Source organism: Pseudomonas sp. OVF7 (assembly GCF_030644265.1).
Classification (GTDB): domain Bacteria; phylum Pseudomonadota; class Gammaproteobacteria; order Pseudomonadales; family Pseudomonadaceae; genus Aquipseudomonas; species Aquipseudomonas gorinensis.
Genome location: NZ_CP128996.1, coordinates 6473909 through 6492952, shown reverse-complemented (window position 1 = coordinate 6492952; position 19044 = coordinate 6473909). Strand labels below are relative to the sequence as shown.

Sequence of the window (19044 nt, the reverse complement as noted above, 5' to 3'; positions counted from 1 at the left end):
CAGGTTTTGGGGTTGGGCGCCCGGCAGCTTTGGTGCATGATGCAAGGTAGCCAACAGATCGAGATGACTCATGCTGGACGAGCTACTTCGCCGGGTAAGCAATCACACGCCGCATACGCTGGAAACCGACGGGCGTTTCCCCGAGGCCGCCGTGCTGGTGCCGATTACCCGCAGTGACGAACCTGAGCTGATCCTGACTCTGCGCGCCAGCGGCCTGTCGACCCATGGCGGCGAAGTCGCGTTTCCTGGCGGGCGCCGCGATCCGGAAGACCCGGACCTGATCTTTACCGCCTTGCGCGAGGCCGAAGAAGAAATCGGCCTGCCGCCTGGTCTGGTTGAGGTGATCGGCCCCTTGAGCCCACTGATTTCCCTGCATGGCATTCGCGTCACCCCGTATGTGGGCGTGATCCCCGATTACGTCGAATACCTGGCCAACGACGCCGAAATCGCCGCTGTCTTCAGTGTGCCCCTCGATTTTTTCCGCCAGGACCCTCGCGAGCATACGCACCGCATCGACTACCAAGGGCGCAGTTGGTATGTGCCGAGCTACCGGTTTGGCGAATACAAGATCTGGGGGCTTACGGCCATTATGATTGTCGAGCTGATCAACCTGCTTTATGACGATGCCAATATCAGCCTGCATCACCCACCCAAGAGCTTCATCAATACTTAAGCCATCGTCTCCAATGGCAAGCCGTGAGGAAAAACCATGAAATACCGCTTGGGCGACGCCCGCGTCGAGACGCATCCACACAGCTGGGTGGCTCCCAATGCCACGCTGGTGGGCAAGGTCAGGCTGGAGGAGGGCGCCAACGTCTGGTTCAACGCGGTGTTGCGCGGCGACAACGAGCTGATCCTGATCGGCAAGAACAGCAACGTGCAGGACGGCAGCGTGATGCACACCGACATGGGCTACCCGCTGACTCTTGGCACCGGTGTGACCATCGGCCATAACGCCATGCTGCATGGCTGCACGGTCGACGACTACAGCCTGATCGGCATCAACGCGGTGATCCTCAACGGCGCGAAGATCGGCAAGCACTGCATCATTGGCGCCAACTCGCTGATCGGCGAAGGCAAGGAAATTCCCGATGGCTCGCTGGTGATGGGCTCGCCGGGCAAAGTGGTGCGTGAGTTGACCGAGGCTCAGAAGAAGATGCTCGAAGCCAGCGCTGCGCACTATGTGCATAACGCCCAGCGTTATGCGCGGGATCTGGTCGAGCAGGCAGAATGAACCCGACTGAACGTCCTGTCGCCTCGCCGTGCATGAGCATTTGCGCATTGGACGATGACGATCTCTGCACCGGCTGCCAGCGCACGGTGGATGAAATTACGCGTTGGAGTCGCATGGACAATGCCGAGCGGCGGGTGGTGCTGGGGTTGTGCCATGAGCGGGCGGTGGCAAGTGGGTTGATGTTTACCGTTCCCGGCGCCTGATTGTGGCGAGCGGGCTTGTTGTGGCGAGCGGGCTTGCCCCGCGTTGGGCTGCGAAGCAGCCCTAAAAACCCCCACCGCGGTTCGTCCGGCAGAACGCGGCGCTCTTATTGGGGCTGCTTCGCAGCCCAACGCGGGGCAAGCCCGCTCGCCACAACGCCCCGGCTCGCCACAATGATGGCTGTGCATTACCCTGTGTGCATTGCCCATAGGTTCATCCCCCCATGCTCTTCCTGATTGCCTACATCAGCAGCGTCGTGCTGATCAACTTCGCCTTCTCCACCGCACCGCATCTGGATGTGATCTGGTCCGCCTGGGGCGGCCTGGTGTTTATCCTGCGCGACATGGTGCAAACCCGCTTCGGTCATGGCGCGATCCTCGCCATGCTGGCGGCGCTGGTGCTGTCGTATATCACCTCCGATCCGTCCATCGCCCTGGCCAGTGCCACGGCGTTCGCGGTGTCCGAGTGCATCGACTGGCTGGTGTTCAGCATCACCAGGCGCCCGCTCCATGACCGCCTGTGGATCAGCTCGGCGCTGAGCATTCCCCTCGATACCTTTATCTTTTTCGGCTTGATCGGCGCTCTGACCCCAGCGGTGGTGGGCACCGCCCTGGCGTCGAAATTCGCTGGGGTCACCGTGGTGTGGCTGATCATGGCCTGGCGTCTGCGCAAGCGCGCCGTCGCCAACTGAGGCCAATTTTTACAGTTCATGTAAAATGCCGGCCTTTCTCCCCATGATCCGCTCCCCTGAGGACCTGAGATGACCCGAATCGGAACTCCATTGTCGCCAACCGCGACCCGCGTTTTGCTGTGTGGCTGCGGTGAGCTGGGCAAGGAAGTGGTAATCGAACTGCAACGCCTGGGCGTTGAAGTGATTGCCGTGGATCGCTACGCCAACGCGCCGGCCATGCAGGTTGCCCACCGTAGCCATGTGATCAACATGCTCGACGGCGCCGCCCTGCGTGCAGTGATCGAGGCGGAAAAACCGCACTTCATCGTGCCGGAAATCGAAGCCATCGCCACCGCCACCCTGGTGGAGCTGGAGGCCGAAGGCTTCACCGTGATCCCGACCGCGCGCGCCACGTCGCTGACCATGAACCGCGAAGGCATCCGTCGCCTGGCCGCCGAAGAGCTGGACCTGCCGACCTCGCCGTACCACTTCGCCGACACCTTCGAAGCCTACAGCAAGGCTGTGCAGGACCTGGGCTTCCCGTGCGTGGTCAAGCCGGTGATGAGTTCCTCGGGCAAGGGCCAGAGCCTGCTGCGCAGCAGCGACGACGTGCAGAAAGCCTGGGACTACGCCCAGGAAGGCGGGCGTGCCGGTAAAGGCCGGGTGATCATTGAAGGCTTTATCGACTTCGACTACGAAATCACCCTGCTGACCGTGCGTCATATCGGCGGCACCACTTTCTGCGCGCCGGTCGGCCACCGTCAGGAGAAAGGCGACTATCAGGAATCCTGGCAGCCTCAGGCCATGAGCCCGATCGCCCTGGCGGAGTCCGAGCGCGTAGCCAAGGCCGTAACCGACGCCCTGGGTGGCCGTGGCCTGTTTGGCGTGGAGCTGTTCATCAAGGGTGATCAGGTATGGTTCAGCGAAGTGTCGCCGCGCCCGCACGATACCGGCCTGGTGACCCTGATTTCCCAGGACCTGTCGCAATTCGCACTGCACGCCCGCGCCATTCTGGGCCTGCCGATTCCATTGATTCGCCAGTTCGGCCCTTCGGCGTCGGCGGTGATCCTGGTGGAAGGGCAGTCGACCCAGACCGCATTCGCCAACCTCGGCGCCGCCTTGAGCGAGCCGGACACGGCGTTGCGTCTGTTTGGTAAGCCAGAAGTGAATGGCCAGCGCCGCATGGGCGTGGCGCTGGCGCGGGATGAGTCGATTGAAGCGGCTCGGGCCAAGGCGACCCGTGCTTCCCAAGCGGTTGTTGTAGAACTCTAAAAGCATCGGGGGCAAGGCCCCTCCCACACTTAACCGCGTTTAATCTTTAGGAATGCGGTCAAAATGTGGGAGGGGCGGTGCGACGATTCGACTTGCCCCCGATAGCGATCTATCAGACGACGCGATTCAGATCGTTATTGTGCGTCTCTTTCAGGCACAGCACCGCAATCAAGCTGAGCAACGCTGCCGCCGACACATACCCGCCGACATAACTCAGCCCACCCATCGCCACCAGCTTGGTCGCGAAGAACGGTGCCGCCGATGCGCCGACGATCCCGCCCAGGTTATACGCTGCCGAAGCCCCGGTATAACGCACGCGGGTCGGGAACAATTCCGGCAGCAGCGCGCCCATTGGGGCGAAGGTCACCCCCATCAGGAACAACTCCAACGCGAGGAACAGCGCCACGGCCCAGGTCGAACCGTGGGTCAACAGCGGCTCCATGGTGAAGCCCGACAGGATGGCCAGGATCGCGCCGACGATCAGCACCGGCTTGCGCCCGAATCGATCACTGGCCAGCGCCGCCAGCGGTGTCGCCAGCCCCATGAACAGCACCGCGAAGCACAGCAACCCAAGGAACGTTTCGCGGCTGTAGCCCAGCGTCGAAACGCCATAGCTCAGGGAGAACGCGGTGGTGATATAGAACAGTGCATAGCACACCACCATCGACGCGGCGCCCAGCAGGACGGGCAGCCAATGCTGGCTGAACAGCTCCACCAACGGCACCTTCACCGGCGCCTGCTTGGACACGGCATTGGCGAACACTGGGGTTTCGTGCAGTTTCAGCCGTGCATACAGGCCGACCATCACCAGGGCTGCGCTGAGGATGAACGGGATACGCCAGCCCCAGCTGCGGAACTGCTCGTCGTTCAGGTTCATGGCCAGGATCAGGAATAAGCCGTTGGCCGCCAGGAATCCGATCGATGGGCCCAGTTGCGGGAACATGCCGAACCAGGCGCGCTTGCCCTTGGGCGCGTTCTCGGTGGCCAGCAATGCGGCGCCACCCCATTCCCCGCCAAGGCCCAGGCCTTGGCCGAAACGCAGCACGCACAGCAGGATCGGCGCCCAGGCGCCAATGCTGTCATAGCCCGGCAGCAAACCGATCAGCGTGGTGCACACCCCCATCAGCAGCAGCGAGGCCACCAGGGTCGATTTGCGGCCGATACGGTCACCAAAGTGGCCGAACAGCGCCGAACCCAACGGGCGGGCGATAAACGCGATACCGAAGGTCAGGAACGACGCCAGCATCTGCGCGGTACCGGACGACTGCGGGAAGAAGACCGGGCCGATCACCAGTGCCGCCGCGGTGGCGTAGATATAGAAATCGTAGAACTCGATGGCGGTGCCGACGATGCTGGCGGTGGCAACGCGGGCGGTCGAGTTGGTCGGGGCGGCGGTTGCGGCCTCGTTATAGGTGGTGCTCATGGAGGTATCCCTGACGGTCGTTGCGCGTTTGGACGCGGATTATTATTGGGTCGAACCCCCTTGGATCAGGGTAGTGCGCGGAGCGGCTCGGGATGGGAGCAAACACCGGTCAGACACGATGCAGCGGTGCCGGACGCGCTCAGTGCGGATAGCACGCGGTCGGGCGGGGCTTGGGTAAGCCGCAGGGATTATAGGAATGGGGCCGGCGATACAACAAGGGGGCGCGCGATCTGCCAATCGCGGCAGATCAATTGTGGGAGGGGGGGCTCCCACATTCGAATGCCTTGAGTCAGGACGCTATGCGGCGACGGGTACGCGGCTGGTGTGCCAGATCAGCACCTTGCTCACCCGGTTATCCTCGGTCTCAAGGATTTCCAGGCGATAGCGGCCGATCTTCAGGCATACGGCACAATCTGGAATGGTTTCCAGTGCTTCAGTCACCAGGCCATTGAGGGTCTTGGGGCCGTCGCTGGGCAGGTGCCAAGCCAGGCTCTTGTTCAGTTCGCGGATCGATGCGGCGCCGTCGATGATATAGCGGCCATCCGCTTGCGCTTCGATATGCGGGTTGTCCACACTGTGTTCGCTTTCGAATTCGCCGACAATTTCTTCGAGGATATCTTCCAGGGTGACGATGCCCAGCACTTCGCCGTACTCGTCCACCACCATGCCCAAGCGCCGTTGCTGCTTGTGGAAGTTCAGCAGTTGCAGTTGCAGCGGCGTGCTTTCCGGGACGAAGTAGGGGTCGTAGCAGGCGGCAAGCAAGGCTTCCTTGGTCAGGCTGGCATCCGGCAGCAGGTGCTGGATCAGCCGGGTGTTGAGCACGGCTTGGACCTGGTTGATATCGCTGTGGAACACTGGCAGCCGGGTGCGTTGGGAGTTGCGCAATTGCTCGATGATCGCTTCAAGCGAGTCATCCAGGTTGATGCCCTCCACTTCGCTGCGCGGCACCAGGATGTCGTTGACCGTGATGTTGTCCAGCGCGTGGATGCCGGGCAGGCCAGGGGTGCGGTTGCCTTCGGTGTCGGCCTCGGGTTCGTCATCATGGTCGGGCAGTGGTTCGTCGCTTTTCTTCACGATGCCGGGCTTGCGCGCAAAGGGGCGCAGCAATAGCAGGCTGATGCCGTTGAGCAGCCAGGCGAAGGGATAGACGATTTTCAGTGGCACGCCCAGCAGTGTGTTGCCGAAGCCCAGCACTGCTTGCGGATGGCGGGTGGCCAGCGCGCGGGGCAGGTAGTCGGCCAATATCAGCAGCACGGCACAGGAAATCAGCCAGCCGAGCCAGGGACCGTTTTGCGCCCAGGCATACATCGCCAGCAACGTGCACAGAACCACTACTGCTGCGCGGCACAGGCTGTTGCACAGGATCAGGCTGTGGCGGGGAAAACCCAGGCGGGCAGCGGCCTTGTCACCCTGGCGCGTGCCGGGGCGCAGGGCCAGCAAGTGTTGCTGTGCGGCTTCAATGGCGGTAAACAGCGCCGCCCATAACACCAGCAGGGCGATTACCGCGAGCATCGGCCCCAGGGGCAAGTTGTCCATGATCGCTGCCCGTCAGATATGCAGGATGTATTCGCGGACCAGCTTGCTGCCGAAATAGGCCAGCATCAGCAGGCAGAAACCGGCCAGGGTCCAACGGATCGCCTTGTGCCCGCGCCAGCCGAGGCGGTTGCGGCCCCACAGCAGCACGCTGAACACTACCCAGGCCAGGCAAGCCAGCAGGGTCTTGTGTACCAGGTGCTGGGCAAACAGGTTTTCGACGAACAGCCAGCCAGAGATCAATGACAGCGAGAGCAGGGTCCAGCCGGCCCACAGGAAACCGAACAGCAGGCTTTCCATGGTTTGCAGCGGCGGGAAGTTCTTGATCAGCCCCAAGGGGTGCTTGTGCTTGAGCTGGTGGTCCTGCAGCAGCAGGAGCAAAGCCTGGAACACCGCGATGGTGAACATGCCGTAGGCGAGGATCGACAACAGGATATGCGCGAGGATGCCTGGCTCTTCGTCGATCACCTGCACCGTGCCGGTGGGGGTGAACTGCGCCAATAACACCGTCAGCAGGCCCAGGGGGAACAACAGCACCAGCAGGTTTTCCACCGGGATACGTGCGCAGGCGATCAGCGTCAAGGCGATCACGGCAGCGGCAATCAGGCTGGCGGCGCTGAAAAAGTCCAGGCCCAGGCCGACCGGCGTCATCAGGTGGGTGAACAGGCTCGCGGCGTGTGCAACCAAGGCGAGGGCGCCAAGGCCGGACAACAGGCGCTTGTCGGCCTTGGCGCATTTGGCCAGGCGGGTGCCCTGATAGAGGGTCGCAGCGGCATATAAGAAGGCGGCGGCGAGACTGGGTAGCAAACTGGGTGACAAAGGGAGCATAAATCCTGTTAGGCAAGCCCGAAAGGCGCTGAGTTTGGCATACCCCTGCGTTCCACGAAAGACTCCAAGGCCAGACAGCGGGTGTGCACAGGCGCAGTCTTCGCTATAATCCGCGACCTGCCCACGCCGCAGGCTCGCCGAGCGCTGTTTTTAATAGCGATTTACCGCAGCCTGGGCCGTCATTACCTCGGTCTACCAATGCATTTCGATGAATAGGGCCTGAAAGGATCGCGCATGTTTGAAAACTTGACTGACCGTCTCTCGCAGACGCTGCGCCACGTTACCGGCAAGGCCAAGCTGACCGAGGACAATATTAAAGACACCCTGCGCGAAGTGCGCATGGCGTTGCTGGAAGCCGACGTCGCCTTGCCTGTGGTCAAGGACTTCGTCAACTCGGTCAAGGAGCGTGCGGTCGGCACCGAAGTGTCCCGCAGCCTGACGCCGGGCCAGGCCTTTGTGAAGATCGTCCAGGCCGAGCTCGAAAGCCTGATGGGCGCGGCCAACGAAGACCTGAACCTCAGCGCCGTGCCACCGGCCGTCGTGTTGATGGCCGGTCTGCAAGGTGCGGGCAAGACCACCACCGCCGGCAAGCTGGCGCGCTTCCTTAAAGAGCGCAAGAAGAAATCCGTGATGGTGGTGTCGGCTGACGTCTATCGTCCGGCGGCCATCAAGCAGTTGGAAATGCTCGCGGGCGAAGTGGGCGTGACGTTCTTCCCGTCCGACCTGAGCCAGAAGCCGGTCGACATCGCCAATGCGGCTATTAAAGAAGCAAGACTGAAATTCATCGACGTGGTCATCGTCGATACCGCTGGTCGCCTGCACATCGATGAAGAGATGATGGGCGAGATCAAGGCGCTGCATGCCGCGATCAACCCGGTCGAGACCCTGTTCGTGGTCGACGCCATGACCGGCCAGGATGCGGCCAACACCGCCAAGGCATTTGGTGATGCACTGCCGCTGACCGGCGTGATCCTGACCAAGGTCGACGGCGATGCCCGTGGTGGTGCCGCGCTGTCGGTACGCGCAATCACCGGCAAGCCGATCAAGTTCATCGGTATGGGCGAGAAGAGCGACGCGCTCGAGCCGTTTCACCCTGAGCGGATCGCTTCGCGTATCCTCGGCATGGGCGACGTGCTCAGCCTGATTGAACAGGCCGAAGCGACCCTCGATAAAGACAAGGCCGATAAACTGGCCAAGAAGCTGAAGAAGGGCAAGGGCTTCGACCTCGAAGACTTCCGCGACCAGCTGCAGCAGATGAAGAACATGGGCGGCCTCGGCGGCTTGATGGACAAGCTGCCGAATATCGGCGGTGTGAACCTGGCGCAAATGGGCAACGCCCAGGGTGCGGCAGAGAAGCAGTTCAAGCAGATGGAAGCCATCATCAACTCCATGACCCCGGCCGAGCGCCGCGACCCTGAGCTGATCAGCGGTTCGCGCAAGCGTCGGATCGCCATGGGTTCCGGCACCCAGGTGCAGGACATCGGTCGCTTGATCAAGCAGCACAAGCAGATGCAGAAGATGATGAAGAAGTTCTCCGCCAAGGGCGGAATGGCCAAGATGATGCGCGGCATGGGCGGTATGTTGCCCGGCGGCGGCATGCCCAAGATGTAAAGATTTCGAGCGGGAGCCCAGCTCCTGCTCCGACCCACAGGGACGTGGGATCTCCAGCAAACCCGCGATTGGCGGGCGCTGACTCGCCGTTTTAACCGACGGCTCTATAGCAGATCTGAATGGCACGCTGATAGGCGCCAGAAAAAGACATTTGCAAAAGTCCGGATATTCCTTAGAATATGCGGCCTTTCGGGCACCTATGCCCGCTGTGCATTTAGATTTGCAGCACCGACTACAGGAACGATGTTCACATGCTAACAATCCGTCTTGCCCTTGGCGGCTCCAAAAAGCGCCCGTTTTACCACTTGACCGTAACCGACAGCCGCAACCCGCGCGACGGTTCGCACAAGGAACAGGTTGGTTTCTTCAACCCTGTTGCTCGTGGTCAAGAAGTTCGTCTGTCCGTGAACCAAGAGCGCGTAGCCTACTGGCTGAGCGTTGGTGCACAGCCTTCCGAGCGTGTTGCCAAGTTGTTGAAGGACTCGGCTAAGGCCGCAGCCTGAGCAATATGAACGCGACGCCAGCTGTTGCTGATGATTTGATCGTTATCGGCAAGATTTATTCTGTTCATGGCGTTCGCGGCGAAGTGAAGGTGTATTCCTTTACTGATCCGACTGAAAACCTGTTGCAGTACAAGACCTGGACGCTCAAGCGCGAAGGTAGTGTGAAACAGGTCGAGCTGGTCAGTGGACGCGGGAGCGATAAGTTCCTGGTCGCAAAGCTCAAGGGTCTTGATGATCGTGAAGAAGCTCGTCTTCTGGCTGGTTATGAGATCTGCGTGCCGCGCAACCTGTTCCCTGAATTGACCGATGGCGAGTACTACTGGTACCAGCTGGAAGGTCTGAAGGTTATCGATCAACTCGGGCAATTGTTCGGGAAAATCGATCATCTTCTGGAAACCGGCGCCAATGATGTAATGGTGGTCAAGCCTTGCGCTGGCAGCCTGGATGATCGCGAACGCCTGTTGCCCTATACCGAGCAATGCGTGTTGGCTGTCGACCTGGTAGCGGGCGAGATGAAGGTGGAATGGGACGCGGACTTCTAAGCGTGGCTAATTTGCGCATTGAAGTGATCAGTTTGTTTCCCGAGATGTTCTCCGCCATCAGCGAGTACGGCATCACCAGTCGGGCGGTGAAACAGGGGCTGTTGCAACTGACCTGTTGGAACCCGCGAGACTACACGACGGATCGACATCACACTGTGGACGATCGCCCATTTGGCGGTGGCCCGGGCATGGTGATGAAGATCAAGCCCCTGGAAGACGCGTTGGTTCAGGCCAAGGCCGCCGCCGGGGAGAAGGCGAAGGTGATTTACCTGTCCCCTCAAGGCCGTCAGCTGAAACAGGCGGCGGTACGCGAACTGGCGAATGAGGAAGCACTGATCCTGATTGCCGGTCGCTATGAAGGCATTGACGAGCGTTTTATTGAAGCTCATGTCGATGAAGAGTGGTCGATTGGGGACTATGTCCTGTCTGGCGGTGAGCTGCCGGCGATGGTCCTGATAGATGCGGTTACACGACTGCTGCCTGGAGCTTTAGGGCATGCGGACTCTGCGGAGGAAGATTCCTTCACGGATGGTTTGCTGGATTGCCCGCACTACACCCGTCCGGAGGTGTATGCGGATCAGCGTGTTCCCGACGTATTGCTAAGTGGCAATCACGCACACATCCGGCGTTGGCGTTTACAGCAGTCCCTTGGTCGGACCTATGAACGACGCGCCGATCTTCTGGAAAGCCGCTCGCTTTCTGGAGAAGAGAAGAAGCTGCTCGAGGAATACATCCTCGCGCGGGACGATAGTTAACAACGTATCGATGGTAGGTCCGACGACTTACCTTAGGAGCACAGCATGACTAACAAAATCATCCTTGCACTCGAAGCAGAGCAGATGACCAAAGAGATCCCTACCTTTGCCCCAGGCGACACTATTGTCGTTCAGGTGAAAGTGAAGGAAGGCGACCGTTCGCGTCTGCAAGCGTTCGAAGGCGTGGTAATCGCCAAGCGTAACCGTGGTGTGAACAGTGCTTTCACTGTTCGTAAAATCTCCAACGGTGTTGGCGTAGAGCGTACTTTCCAGACCTACAGCCCGCAAATCGACAGCATGGCCGTTAAGCGTCGCGGTGACGTACGTAAAGCCAAGCTGTACTACCTGCGTGACCTGTCCGGTAAAGCAGCTCGCATCAAGGAAAAACTGGCTTAAGTCCAGCTTCCCGATGCAGAAAAAAGCAGCCTACGGGCTGCTTTTTTGTGCCTGGAATTTGTTGAAAAATCCGGTACTACGTGGCGGCTATCGCGAGCAAGCCTGACCCCACAGTTGATCGCTGCGGTTCGCGCAATCGAGTAAGACACAAAAAACTGTGGGAGTGGGCTTGCGCGCGATAGGATCTACCCGACATCACCTTCACCTGCCTGAGTCACCATGCCTGCCATCGACCACCCCTTGATCGACCGCTTCCTCGACGCCCTCTGGTTGGAGAAAGGCCTTTCGGACAACACCCGTCAGGCTTATCGCAGCGACCTGGCGCTGTTCAACGGCTGGTTGCAGGAAAAAAACCTCGAGCTGATCAATGCTGGCCGCGAGCTGATCCTTGACCATCTGGCCTGGCGCCTGGAGCAGAACTACAAGCCCCGTTCGACTGCGCGTTTCCTTTCCGGTGTGCGTGGTTTTTATCGCTACTTGCTGCGGGAAAAGCTCATTGCCCTCGACCCGACGTTGCAGGTGGATATGCCACAACTCGGTAGGCCTTTGCCCAAATCCCTGTCTGAAGCCGACGTGGATGCCTTGCTCGCCGCGCCCGACCTGAGCGAGGCCATCGGCCAGCGCGACCGCGCCATGCTCGAGGTGCTGTACGCCTGCGGCCTGCGGGTGACCGAGCTGATCAGCCTGACCCTGGAGCAGGTCAACCTGCGCCAGGGCGTGCTGCGGGTGATGGGCAAGGGCAGCAAGGAACGGTTGGTGCCGATGGGGGAGGAGGCGATTGTGTGGGTTGAACGCTACATGCGCGATGCCCGTGGCGAACTGCTCGGTGGGCGCCCCAGCGATGTGCTGTTCCCCAGCCAGCGCGGCGAACAGATGACCCGCCAGACCTTCTGGCACCGCATCAAGCACCAGGCCAAGGTGGCGGGCATCGGTAAGTCCTTGTCGCCACATACCTTGCGCCATGCGTTCGCCACCCATTTGCTCAACCACGGTGCGGATTTGCGCGTGGTGCAAATGCTGCTCGGGCACAGTGACTTATCCACAACCCAGATCTATACCCATGTGGCGCGGGCACGTTTGCAGGATATGCACGCCAAGCACCATCCGCGTGGTTGAAAACCGCCAATTTATCAGGCCACGGGCTGCCCTGCGGCCCAACTGTGGTAGGCTTTGCCGGTTAGCAAAGGGGACGGCCCAGACCTGTGTTTGCAGGCCCGTGTTTTTAGATCGGTGTGCTTGCCCACCGTCCCTGCATCTGCCTTCAGGAGTTCCCATGCGCTTGACCCAGATTATTGCCGCCGCAGCCATTGCGTTGGTTTCCACGTTTGTCGTCGCCGATGACGCTGCCGAGCAGACCATTCGCAAGAGCCTGGCCAACTTGCAGCTCGATACGCCGATCGAAAGCATCAGCGCCAGCCCGATGGCCGGCCTGTACGAAGTCAAGCTCAAGGGCAGCCGTGTGCTGTACGCCAGTGCCGATGGCCAGTACATCGTCCAGGGCTACCTGTTCCAGCTCAAGGACGGCAAGCCGGTCAACCTGACCGAGAAAGCCGAGCGCCTGGGTGTATCCAAGCTGATCAACGGGATTCCGGTGGCTGAAACCGTGGTTTACCCAGCCATCGGCGAGACCAAGACCCACATCACCGTGTTTACCGATACCACCTGCCCTTATTGCCACAAGCTGCACGCCGAAGTGCCTGCGCTGAACAAGCTGGGTGTGGAAGTGCGCTACGTTGCGTTCCCGCGCCAGGGCCTGGGTTCGCCGGGTGACGAGCAGTTACAAGCCGTCTGGTGTTCAGCCGACAAGAAAGCGGCCATGGACAAGATGGTTGATGGCAAGGAAATCAAGGCGGACAAATGCGCCAACCCGGTTTCCAAGCAATTCGCCCTCGGCCAATCCATTGGCGTGAACGGTACACCGGCCATCGTTTTGGCTGACGGTCAAGTGATTCCGGGCTACCAGCCGGCACCGCAAGTTGCCAAACTGGCACTGAGTGCCAAGTAAACCAGTATCGTCGAACCTTTGACGATCATGGCCCGTTGAACGATCAGCGGGTCATCAATTGAAAGCCGCAGTTGTGCGGCTGTTTTCCACGGCCGACCTAGCGTCGGCCGTTTCATGGGGAGTTCTTCAGTGAAACCGGTCAAAGTAGGCATCTGTGGGTTAGGGACCGTCGGTGGCGGTACCTTCAACGTACTTCAGCGTAATGCTGAAGAAATTTCCCGCCGTGCAGGGCGTGGGATTGAAGTGGCGCAAATTGCCACGCGTTCGCCAAAGCCTCAGTTCCAAACGACCGGTATTGCGATTACCAACGATGTCTTCGCCGTGGCCACCAACCCTGAAATCGATATCGTCATCGAGCTGGTCGGCGGCTACACCGTGGCCCGCGAGCTGGTGCTCAAGGCTATCGAGAACGGCAAGCACGTGGTCACCGCCAACAAGGCGCTGATCGCCGTGCACGGCAACGAGATCTTCGCCAAGGCCCGCGAGAAGGGCGTGATTGTCGCGTTCGAAGCCGCAGTGGCCGGCGGTATTCCGGTGATCAAGGCCATTCGTGAAGGCTTGTCCGCCAACCGTATCAACTGGGTAGCCGGCATCATCAACGGCACCGGTAACTTCATCCTCACCGAAATGCGCGAGAAGGGTCGTACCTTCGAAGACGTGCTGGCTGAAGCCCAGGCCCTGGGCTACGCCGAAGCCGACCCGACCTTCGACGTCGAGGGCATCGACGCGGCGCACAAGTTGACCATCCTGGCGTCCATCGCCTTTGGTATCCCGCTGCAATTCGACAAGGCCTACACCGAAGGCATCACCCAACTGACCACGGCCGACGTGAACTACGCCGAAGCCCTGGGCTACCGTATCAAGCACCTGGGCGTGGCGCGCAGCACACCGGCCGGTATCGAGTTGCGTGTACACCCGACGCTGATCCCGGCCGATCGCCTGATCGCCAACGTCAACGGTGTGATGAACGCCGTGATGGTCAACGGTGATGCCGCCGGTTCCACCTTGTTCTACGGCGCCGGCGCCGGCATGGAGCCGACCGCTTCGTCGGTGATCGCCGACCTGGTGGACGTGGTTCGCGCCATGACCAGCGATCCGGAAAACCGCGTGCCGCACCTGGCCTTCCAGCCGGATTCGCTGTCGGCCCACCCGATCCTGCCGATCGAGGCATGCGAAAGCGCCTACTACCTGCGCATCCAGGCCAAGGACCATCCGGGCGTGTTGGCCCAGGTCGCCAGCATCCTGTCGGAGCGCGGCATCAACATCGAGTCGATCATGCAGAAGGAAGTCGAGGAACAGAACGGCCAGGTGCCTATGATCCTGTTGACCCACCGCGTGCTTGAGCAGCGCATCAACGATGCCATCACCGCTCTGGAGGCCTTGCAGGGCGTCGTGGGCCCGGTGGTGCGGATTCGCGTCGAACACTTGAACTAACCGATTTGTTCCAGGGGCCCCGTGTGTGCGGCGGCCCCTGTTCGAGAATGTTTTAGAGGAGCCAGTCATGCGTTACATCAGCACCCGCGGCCAGGCACCGGCCCTGAATTTCGAAGACGTTTTGCTGGCAGGCCTTGCCACCGACGGCGGCCTGTACGTGCCGGAGAACCTGCCACGCTTCACCCAGGAAGAAATTGCTTCCTGGGCCGGCCTGCCGTACCACGAACTGGCATTCCGGGTGATGCGCCCGTTCGTTACCGGCAGCATCCCGGATGCGGATTTCAAAAAGATCCTGGAAGAGACATACGGCGTGTTTTCCCACAGCGCCATCGCCCCGCTGCGCCAACTGAATGGCAACGAGTGGGTGCTTGAGCTGTTCCACGGCCCGACCCTGGCGTTCAAGGACTTTGCCCTGCAACTGCTGGGTCGCCTGTTGGACTACGTGCTGGAAAAACGCGGCGAGCGCGTGGTGATCATCGGCGCCACTTCCGGTGACACCGGTTCGGCGGCCATTGAAGGCTGCAAACACTGCGAAAACGTCGATATCTTTATCCTGCACCCGCACAAGCGTGTGTCGGAGGTGCAGCGTCGGCAGATGACCACCATCTTCGGTGAGAACATCCACAACATCGCCATCGAAGGCAACTTTGATGACTGCCAGGAAATGGTCAAGAACAGCTTCGCTGACCAGAGCTTCCTCAAGGGCACGCGCCTGGTGGCAGTGAACTCGATCAACTGGGCGCGGATCATGGCCCAGATCGTCTACTACTTCCACGCCGCCCTGCAGCTGGGTGGCCCGGCGCGTTCGGTGTCGTTCTCGGTGCCGACCGGCAACTTCGGCGATATCTTCGCCGGCTACCTCGCGCGCAACATGGGCCTGCCGATCAACCAGTTGATCGTCGCCACCAACCGCAACGACATCCTGCACCGCTTCATGAGCGGCAACCAGTACGTCAAGGAAACCCTGCACGCCACCCTGTCGCCGTCGATGGACATCATGGTGTCGTCGAACTTCGAACGCCTGCTGTTCGATATGCACGGCCGTAACGGGGCTGCGCTGGCTGAGTTGATGAACAGCTTCAAGAGCGGTGGTGGTTTCAGCGTCGATCAAGAGCGCTGGACCGAAACCCGCAAGCTGTTCGACTCCCTTGCGGTGGACGATGCACAGACCTGCGAAACCATCGCTGAAGTCTATGCCCAGACCGGCGAACTGCTGGACCCGCACACCGCCATCGGTGTAAAGGCTGCGCGTGAATGCCGTCGCAGCCTGGATATCCCGATGGTGATCCTGGGCACCGCCCACCCGGTCAAATTCCCGGAAGCGGTGGAAAAGGCGGGCGTTGGCAAGGCTTTGGAACTGCCGGAGCATCTGGCCGACCTGTTCGAGCGTGAAGAGCGTTGCACAGTGCTGCCGAATGATTTGAAGGCGATGCAGGCGTTTGTCAGCCAGCATGGTAATCGTGGCAAGCCTTTGTAATACAAATCACGAAGACAAAAACGCCGCTTTCCCTTCCTTGGGTCAGCGGCGTTTTTCGTTTCTGGCCGGCCCGCTCAAGTGTTACGAGAATAGTTTCTGGGCGACGACTATGACTGTGCCGACAGCGGCATAGAAGCCGGTCGCGATAGCCACCGGGTACCAGAACGTCTCACAGGTTATCTTCAGGGATTCTGCGTGGAGTTTGTTTTGCTCTGCATTCATGCGTGCTATCTCAGCAAAAATACGGGATACCTCGGCGTGCATCCTGTCTGTCGCTGTCTGTTGTTCATTTTGTTCTGCCATCGTATTTATCCTTCGGAATAAGGGCCTTTTGACATGCGCTTTACCTGCGTGGCAGCGTGACCAGCGCTCACCGAGTATAGGATTCACCTCCGGTCACAGCCGTCGGAAACCCCAAAACAGCCGCCCATTGCGTAAGCAGTCATGTGCGCCGTTTTTTGGTTGTCATGTTGCAAGCGCATGCTGGTTCTAGTCACTCCCCGAAACCCCCATAACGACGAAAAAGCGAACTTTCCTACGTTACATCCAGTCACTTAGGATAGATGCAGCTCCCGTTGAACCGATTGTTCCCGAACTATTGAGTGGTGATCGAGATGGAAAGTATCAGCCTATTGCTCGAAGAAGCACTGAGCCCTTATCAGGTTACGCTGACCGCCTCTGGTGCGCAGGGCGAGTGCCTGGTGACCGTGAAGAATCCTGCTGGCGCCATCGTGGTCGAACGTGAAGTCGACCGTGCGCAACTGACTGACAAGCGCGCTCTGGTGGATGTGGTGGATTGCCTGCTGCGCGATCTCAAAATCGCAGAGGGGCGTCTTGAACCGTCGGTGATCGCGGCCCTGCGTAACGCCGCCCAGACCCGTAGTGGGGTGTTGGCATGAAGAATTATTTTTCTTCGGAACCTTCCTACGCTATGACGAGTCAGATTTCGTAACAGTAAGAGCAAACATTGTGCTCCGGTGTTTGTGTCTTGTTGTACTGGTCTTTTTGTAGGCCACGTTTAACCCCGAGTTGTCTCCCCACTCCTCGGGGTTTCTTTTTGCCCGCGATTTGTCAGGGCATGGGCGAGTCCTGGAAAAAGCTTGGGTTGTCGCGCAGGTAGTGTTCCCGGGTGACCGGGTCCAGCCATGAAGCATAGGACTGCTGCACCTGTTCCAGAGGGATGTCACGCAGTACCTGGTTGATGCGTTCGATCGCCTCGCGGCCGAGGGCGGTGTTCGAGCAACCGATGTGCGTGCGTTGGTAAGGCGCGGCGCCCTTGATCGGTAAAAACATCAGCTCCTGTGGGTCGATCCCCTGTTGCATGGCGTGGTAGCGGATCTCCGTCCAATAGCCCAGGACCGCTTCCAGGCGGCCGAGACGTTGCATCTGCAACAGGCTGCCCAATGCATCGTTGCCGTAGTGCAGCGCCAATTTGTGCGCGGTGGCGTGCTTGAGGCGCTCGTCGATGACGGCGCCATAGCTGCGTTCTGCGGTGGCGCCAAGCCGGGTGTTGGGAGCGTCGAGAAAAGCCTGCAGGTCGAACTGACCGTCGTTGATGAAGGGCGCCATGGCCTCCTGCTGGCTCCGGCGGATCATCACGCCATTGCTCACCGTCACGAAGGCCTGGGTCGAAAAAACAACGTACTTGGCGCGCTCCGGTGTCCACAGCAGTGACGGGTCACAGGTGAACGACGGCTCGCGCAGCATTTGCGTGCCCCGGGCGCGGTTGACGTGCAGGATCTGATGGCGATATTCCGGCAGGCGCTCGGCGAGCATGGGCAGCAACTGGTCCAGTGCTCCCTGCCCCTTGCGCGGGCCTTCGAAGATGGTCACCGGTGGCAGGTCGCGCAACAACCAGACCAGCGTATCCTGGGCGTTGGCCGATACCGGCCAGCCGCCGACCATCAAGGTGACGTGACACAGGCAAATGAACCAGCGCTGGACGCGACGTGTCATCAGATCGCGCCATCCTCATGCAAACGGGTGATTGCCAGGGCATCGTAGCCCAGCGCCTGGAGCAGCTCGTTGTTGTGTTCGCCCAGCTTCGGTCCGACCCATTCACAACTGCCGGGCGTGTCCGACAGCTTGGGCACGATGCCGGGCATCTTGAAGTCCTTGCCGTCCGGCAGTTGCGCCTTGAGGAACATCTCCCGAGCCAGGAACTGCGGGTCTGCGAGCATGTCTTCAGCACTGTAGATGCGGCTGGCGGGGACCTCGGCCTTGTTCAACTGCTCCACCACCTGCTCCAGTGGCAAGGCGTTGACCCAACGATCAATCACCCCGTAAAGCTCATCGCGGCGGCCATCACGCCCATCATTGCTGGCCAGTTCCGGGTCGTTGGCCAGGTCCTCACGGCCGATGGCCGACATGAAGCGCTTGAAGATCGCATCGCCGTTGGCGCCAATCTGCACGTGCTTGCCGTCCGCACTGGTATGGATCGAAGACGGCGTGATGCCAGGCATGATGTTGCCGGTGCGCTCGCGGATAAACCCGAACACGTCGAACTCGGGGACCATGCTTTCCATCATGGCGAAAATCGCTTCGTACAGCGCCACATCCACCACTTGGCCGACCCCACCGTTGACCTCGCGATGACGCAGTGCCATCAGCGCACCGATCACCGCCCAGAGGGCGGCAATCGAATCACCGATGGAAATCCCGGTACGCACCGGCGGGCGATCTTCGAAGCCGGTGATATAGCGCAGCCCTCCCATGGACTCGCCCACCGCGCCAAACCCTGGCTGGTCTTTCATTGGCCCGGTCTGGCCGAAGCCAGAGAGGCGCACCATCACCAGCTTCGGGTTCAGTGCGTGCAGGGTTTCCCAGCTCAGGCCGAGCTTTTCCAAGACGCCGGGACGGAAGTTTTCGATCAGGATGTCGGCGTCTGCCAGCAACTGTTTGAGGACCGCCAGCCCGTCCGGATGCTTGAGGTTCAGCGTCAGTGACTTCTTGTTGCGCGCCTGCACAAACCACCACAACGAGGTGCCTTCATACAGCTTGCGCCACTTGCGCAGCGGGTCGCCGCCATCTGGCGACTCGACCTTGATCACTTCGGCGCCGAACTCGGCGCAGATGCGTGAAGCGAAGGGGCCGGCGATCAGGGTGCCGAGTTCGATGACTTTCAGGCCGGCAAGCGGTTTGGCATTAAACGACATGATGA

General features: G+C 60.3%; 21 protein-coding genes. 15 read left to right on the top strand and 6 right to left on the bottom strand.

Translation table 11 applies throughout. The features are described 5' to 3' along the window. Positions 1-70: 70 nt before the first annotated feature. The 5 genes from QU606_RS29550 to purT all read left to right on the top strand — a co-directional run bounded on the left by QU606_RS29550 (position 71) and on the right by purT (position 3377). Positions 71-673, top strand: a complete 603-nt coding sequence (locus QU606_RS29550) for a CoA pyrophosphatase (protein WP_024077245.1) — start codon at positions 71-73, stop codon at positions 671-673. 36 nt (positions 674-709) lie between these two features. Beyond that, positions 710-1234, top strand: a complete 525-nt coding sequence (locus QU606_RS29545; RefSeq protein ID WP_024077244.1) for a gamma carbonic anhydrase family protein — start codon at positions 710-712, stop codon at positions 1232-1234. After that, on the top strand, positions 1231-1437 hold the full coding sequence (locus QU606_RS29540; protein WP_304997898.1) for a DUF1289 domain-containing protein: 207 nt from the start codon (positions 1231-1233) through the stop codon (positions 1435-1437). Before QU606_RS29545 ends, QU606_RS29540 begins: the two co-directional genes overlap by 4 nt. 221 nt (positions 1438-1658) lie before the next feature. Next, positions 1659-2126 (top strand): VUT family protein, encoded by a 468-nt coding sequence (locus tag QU606_RS29535; protein WP_024077242.1) that lies wholly within the window; start codon positions 1659-1661, stop codon positions 2124-2126. Between the two features lie 69 nt (positions 2127-2195). Beyond that, a complete protein-coding gene (purT, locus tag QU606_RS29530) occupies positions 2196-3377 on the top strand; it encodes a formate-dependent phosphoribosylglycinamide formyltransferase (RefSeq protein WP_024077241.1) in 1182 nt (393 codons plus the stop codon). Between the two features lie 112 nt (positions 3378-3489). On the opposite strand, the gene QU606_RS29525 is transcribed toward purT, so the two are convergent. The 3 genes from QU606_RS29525 to QU606_RS29515 all read right to left on the bottom strand — a co-directional run bounded on the left by QU606_RS29525 (position 3490) and on the right by QU606_RS29515 (position 7161). Continuing rightward, on the bottom strand, positions 3490-4800 hold the full coding sequence (locus tag QU606_RS29525; protein WP_304997897.1) for an MFS transporter: 1311 nt from the start codon (positions 4798-4800) through the stop codon (positions 3490-3492). Between the two features lie 297 nt (positions 4801-5097). Then, complete coding sequence (locus QU606_RS29520; protein WP_304997896.1) at positions 5098-6336, bottom strand: transporter associated domain-containing protein; 1239 nt, start codon at positions 6334-6336, stop codon at positions 5098-5100. 12 nt (positions 6337-6348) lie between these two features. Further along, positions 6349-7161, bottom strand: a complete 813-nt coding sequence (locus tag QU606_RS29515) for an inner membrane protein YpjD (RefSeq protein ID WP_102625003.1) — start codon at positions 7159-7161, stop codon at positions 6349-6351. A gap of 234 nt (positions 7162-7395) precedes the next feature. Here QU606_RS29515 and ffh point away from each other — a divergent pair, with 234 nt between their 5' ends. From ffh to thrC, 9 genes are all read left to right on the top strand, one after another. Further along, positions 7396-8772, top strand: a complete 1377-nt coding sequence (ffh, locus tag QU606_RS29510) for a signal recognition particle protein (RefSeq protein WP_024077237.1) — start codon at positions 7396-7398, stop codon at positions 8770-8772. Positions 8773-9023: 251 nt separating this feature from the next. Further along, complete coding sequence (gene rpsP, locus QU606_RS29505; protein WP_003175899.1) at positions 9024-9275, top strand: 30S ribosomal protein S16; 252 nt, start codon at positions 9024-9026, stop codon at positions 9273-9275. A gap of 5 nt (positions 9276-9280) precedes the next feature. Then, positions 9281-9817, top strand: coding sequence for a ribosome maturation factor RimM (gene rimM, locus QU606_RS29500; protein ID WP_024077236.1), 537 nt, complete (start codon positions 9281-9283; stop codon positions 9815-9817). Beyond that, positions 9799-10572 carry a tRNA (guanosine(37)-N1)-methyltransferase TrmD gene (gene trmD, locus QU606_RS29495; RefSeq protein ID WP_024077235.1) on the top strand — a complete coding sequence of 258 codons (774 nt, stop codon included), beginning with the start codon at positions 9799-9801 and terminating at the stop codon, positions 10570-10572. Before rimM ends, trmD begins: the two co-directional genes overlap by 19 nt. A gap of 45 nt (positions 10573-10617) precedes the next feature. Further along, positions 10618-10968, top strand: coding sequence for a 50S ribosomal protein L19 (gene rplS / locus QU606_RS29490; RefSeq protein ID WP_003175895.1), 351 nt, complete (start codon positions 10618-10620; stop codon positions 10966-10968). Positions 10969-11187: 219 nt separating this feature from the next. Then, positions 11188-12084 carry a site-specific tyrosine recombinase XerD gene (gene xerD / locus QU606_RS29485; RefSeq protein WP_017846134.1) on the top strand — a complete coding sequence of 299 codons (897 nt, stop codon included), beginning with the start codon at positions 11188-11190 and terminating at the stop codon, positions 12082-12084. A gap of 157 nt (positions 12085-12241) precedes the next feature. Continuing rightward, entirely contained in the window at positions 12242-12973 is a 732-nt protein-coding gene (locus QU606_RS29480) for a thioredoxin fold domain-containing protein (RefSeq protein WP_024077234.1), read from the top strand. Between the two features lie 129 nt (positions 12974-13102). Then, positions 13103-14407: a homoserine dehydrogenase gene (locus QU606_RS29475; RefSeq protein ID WP_024077233.1), complete on the top strand. Its 1305-nt coding sequence runs from the start codon at positions 13103-13105 to the stop codon at positions 14405-14407. A gap of 67 nt (positions 14408-14474) precedes the next feature. Then, the gene (gene thrC / locus QU606_RS29470; RefSeq protein ID WP_024077232.1) at positions 14475-15884 is read left to right on the top strand and encodes a threonine synthase; all 1410 of its coding nucleotides are present in this window, start codon (positions 14475-14477) and stop codon (positions 15882-15884) included. 81 nt (positions 15885-15965) lie between these two features. Here thrC and QU606_RS29465 read toward each other — a convergent pair whose 3' ends face one another. Then, entirely contained in the window at positions 15966-16187 is a 222-nt protein-coding gene (locus tag QU606_RS29465) for a hypothetical protein (RefSeq protein WP_024077231.1), read from the bottom strand. Positions 16188-16498: 311 nt separating this feature from the next. On the opposite strand from QU606_RS29465, the gene QU606_RS29460 reads away from it, so the two are divergent. Next, the gene (locus tag QU606_RS29460) at positions 16499-16783 is read left to right on the top strand and encodes a DUF3509 domain-containing protein (protein ID WP_041161012.1); all 285 of its coding nucleotides are present in this window, start codon (positions 16499-16501) and stop codon (positions 16781-16783) included. Between the two features lie 172 nt (positions 16784-16955). On the opposite strand, the gene QU606_RS29455 is transcribed toward QU606_RS29460, so the two are convergent. Together QU606_RS29455 and QU606_RS29450 are read right to left on the bottom strand one after the other, a co-directional pair. Further along, positions 16956-17840 carry a TIGR02285 family protein gene (locus QU606_RS29455; RefSeq protein ID WP_168232522.1) on the bottom strand — a complete coding sequence of 295 codons (885 nt, stop codon included), beginning with the start codon at positions 17838-17840 and terminating at the stop codon, positions 16956-16958. Beyond that, positions 17840-19039: a CaiB/BaiF CoA-transferase family protein gene (locus QU606_RS29450; RefSeq protein WP_024077228.1), complete on the bottom strand. Its 1200-nt coding sequence runs from the start codon at positions 19037-19039 to the stop codon at positions 17840-17842. Before QU606_RS29450 ends, QU606_RS29455 begins: the two co-directional genes overlap by 1 nt. Positions 19040-19044 lie beyond the last annotated feature (5 nt).

Coding starts and splice junctions, on each gene's coding strand:
- QU606_RS29540 (WP_304997898.1), top strand. CDS start 1,231: ATGAACCCGACTGAACGTCCTGTCGCCTCGCCGTGCATGAGCATTTGC.
- QU606_RS29515 (WP_102625003.1), bottom strand. CDS start 7,161: ATGCTCCCTTTGTCACCCAGTTTGCTACCCAGTCTCGCCGCCGCCTTC.
- QU606_RS29550 (WP_024077245.1), top strand. CDS start 71: ATGCTGGACGAGCTACTTCGCCGGGTAAGCAATCACACGCCGCATACG.
- xerD (WP_017846134.1), top strand. CDS start 11,188: ATGCCTGCCATCGACCACCCCTTGATCGACCGCTTCCTCGACGCCCTC.
- QU606_RS29545 (WP_024077244.1), top strand. CDS start 710: ATGAAATACCGCTTGGGCGACGCCCGCGTCGAGACGCATCCACACAGC.
- rplS (WP_003175895.1), top strand. CDS start 10,618: ATGACTAACAAAATCATCCTTGCACTCGAAGCAGAGCAGATGACCAAA.
- QU606_RS29450 (WP_024077228.1), bottom strand. CDS start 19,039: ATGTCGTTTAATGCCAAACCGCTTGCCGGCCTGAAAGTCATCGAACTC.
- ffh (WP_024077237.1), top strand. CDS start 7,396: ATGTTTGAAAACTTGACTGACCGTCTCTCGCAGACGCTGCGCCACGTT.
- QU606_RS29525 (WP_304997897.1), bottom strand. CDS start 4,800: ATGAGCACCACCTATAACGAGGCCGCAACCGCCGCCCCGACCAACTCG.
- QU606_RS29455 (WP_168232522.1), bottom strand. CDS start 17,840: ATGACACGTCGCGTCCAGCGCTGGTTCATTTGCCTGTGTCACGTCACC.
- QU606_RS29465 (WP_024077231.1), bottom strand. CDS start 16,187: ATGGCAGAACAAAATGAACAACAGACAGCGACAGACAGGATGCACGCC.
- QU606_RS29480 (WP_024077234.1), top strand. CDS start 12,242: ATGCGCTTGACCCAGATTATTGCCGCCGCAGCCATTGCGTTGGTTTCC.
- trmD (WP_024077235.1), top strand. CDS start 9,799: ATGGGACGCGGACTTCTAAGCGTGGCTAATTTGCGCATTGAAGTGATC.
- rpsP (WP_003175899.1), top strand. CDS start 9,024: ATGCTAACAATCCGTCTTGCCCTTGGCGGCTCCAAAAAGCGCCCGTTT.
- QU606_RS29535 (WP_024077242.1), top strand. CDS start 1,659: ATGCTCTTCCTGATTGCCTACATCAGCAGCGTCGTGCTGATCAACTTC.
- QU606_RS29520 (WP_304997896.1), bottom strand. CDS start 6,336: ATGGACAACTTGCCCCTGGGGCCGATGCTCGCGGTAATCGCCCTGCTG.
- thrC (WP_024077232.1), top strand. CDS start 14,475: ATGCGTTACATCAGCACCCGCGGCCAGGCACCGGCCCTGAATTTCGAA.
- QU606_RS29460 (WP_041161012.1), top strand. CDS start 16,499: ATGGAAAGTATCAGCCTATTGCTCGAAGAAGCACTGAGCCCTTATCAG.
- rimM (WP_024077236.1), top strand. CDS start 9,281: ATGAACGCGACGCCAGCTGTTGCTGATGATTTGATCGTTATCGGCAAG.
- purT (WP_024077241.1), top strand. CDS start 2,196: ATGACCCGAATCGGAACTCCATTGTCGCCAACCGCGACCCGCGTTTTG.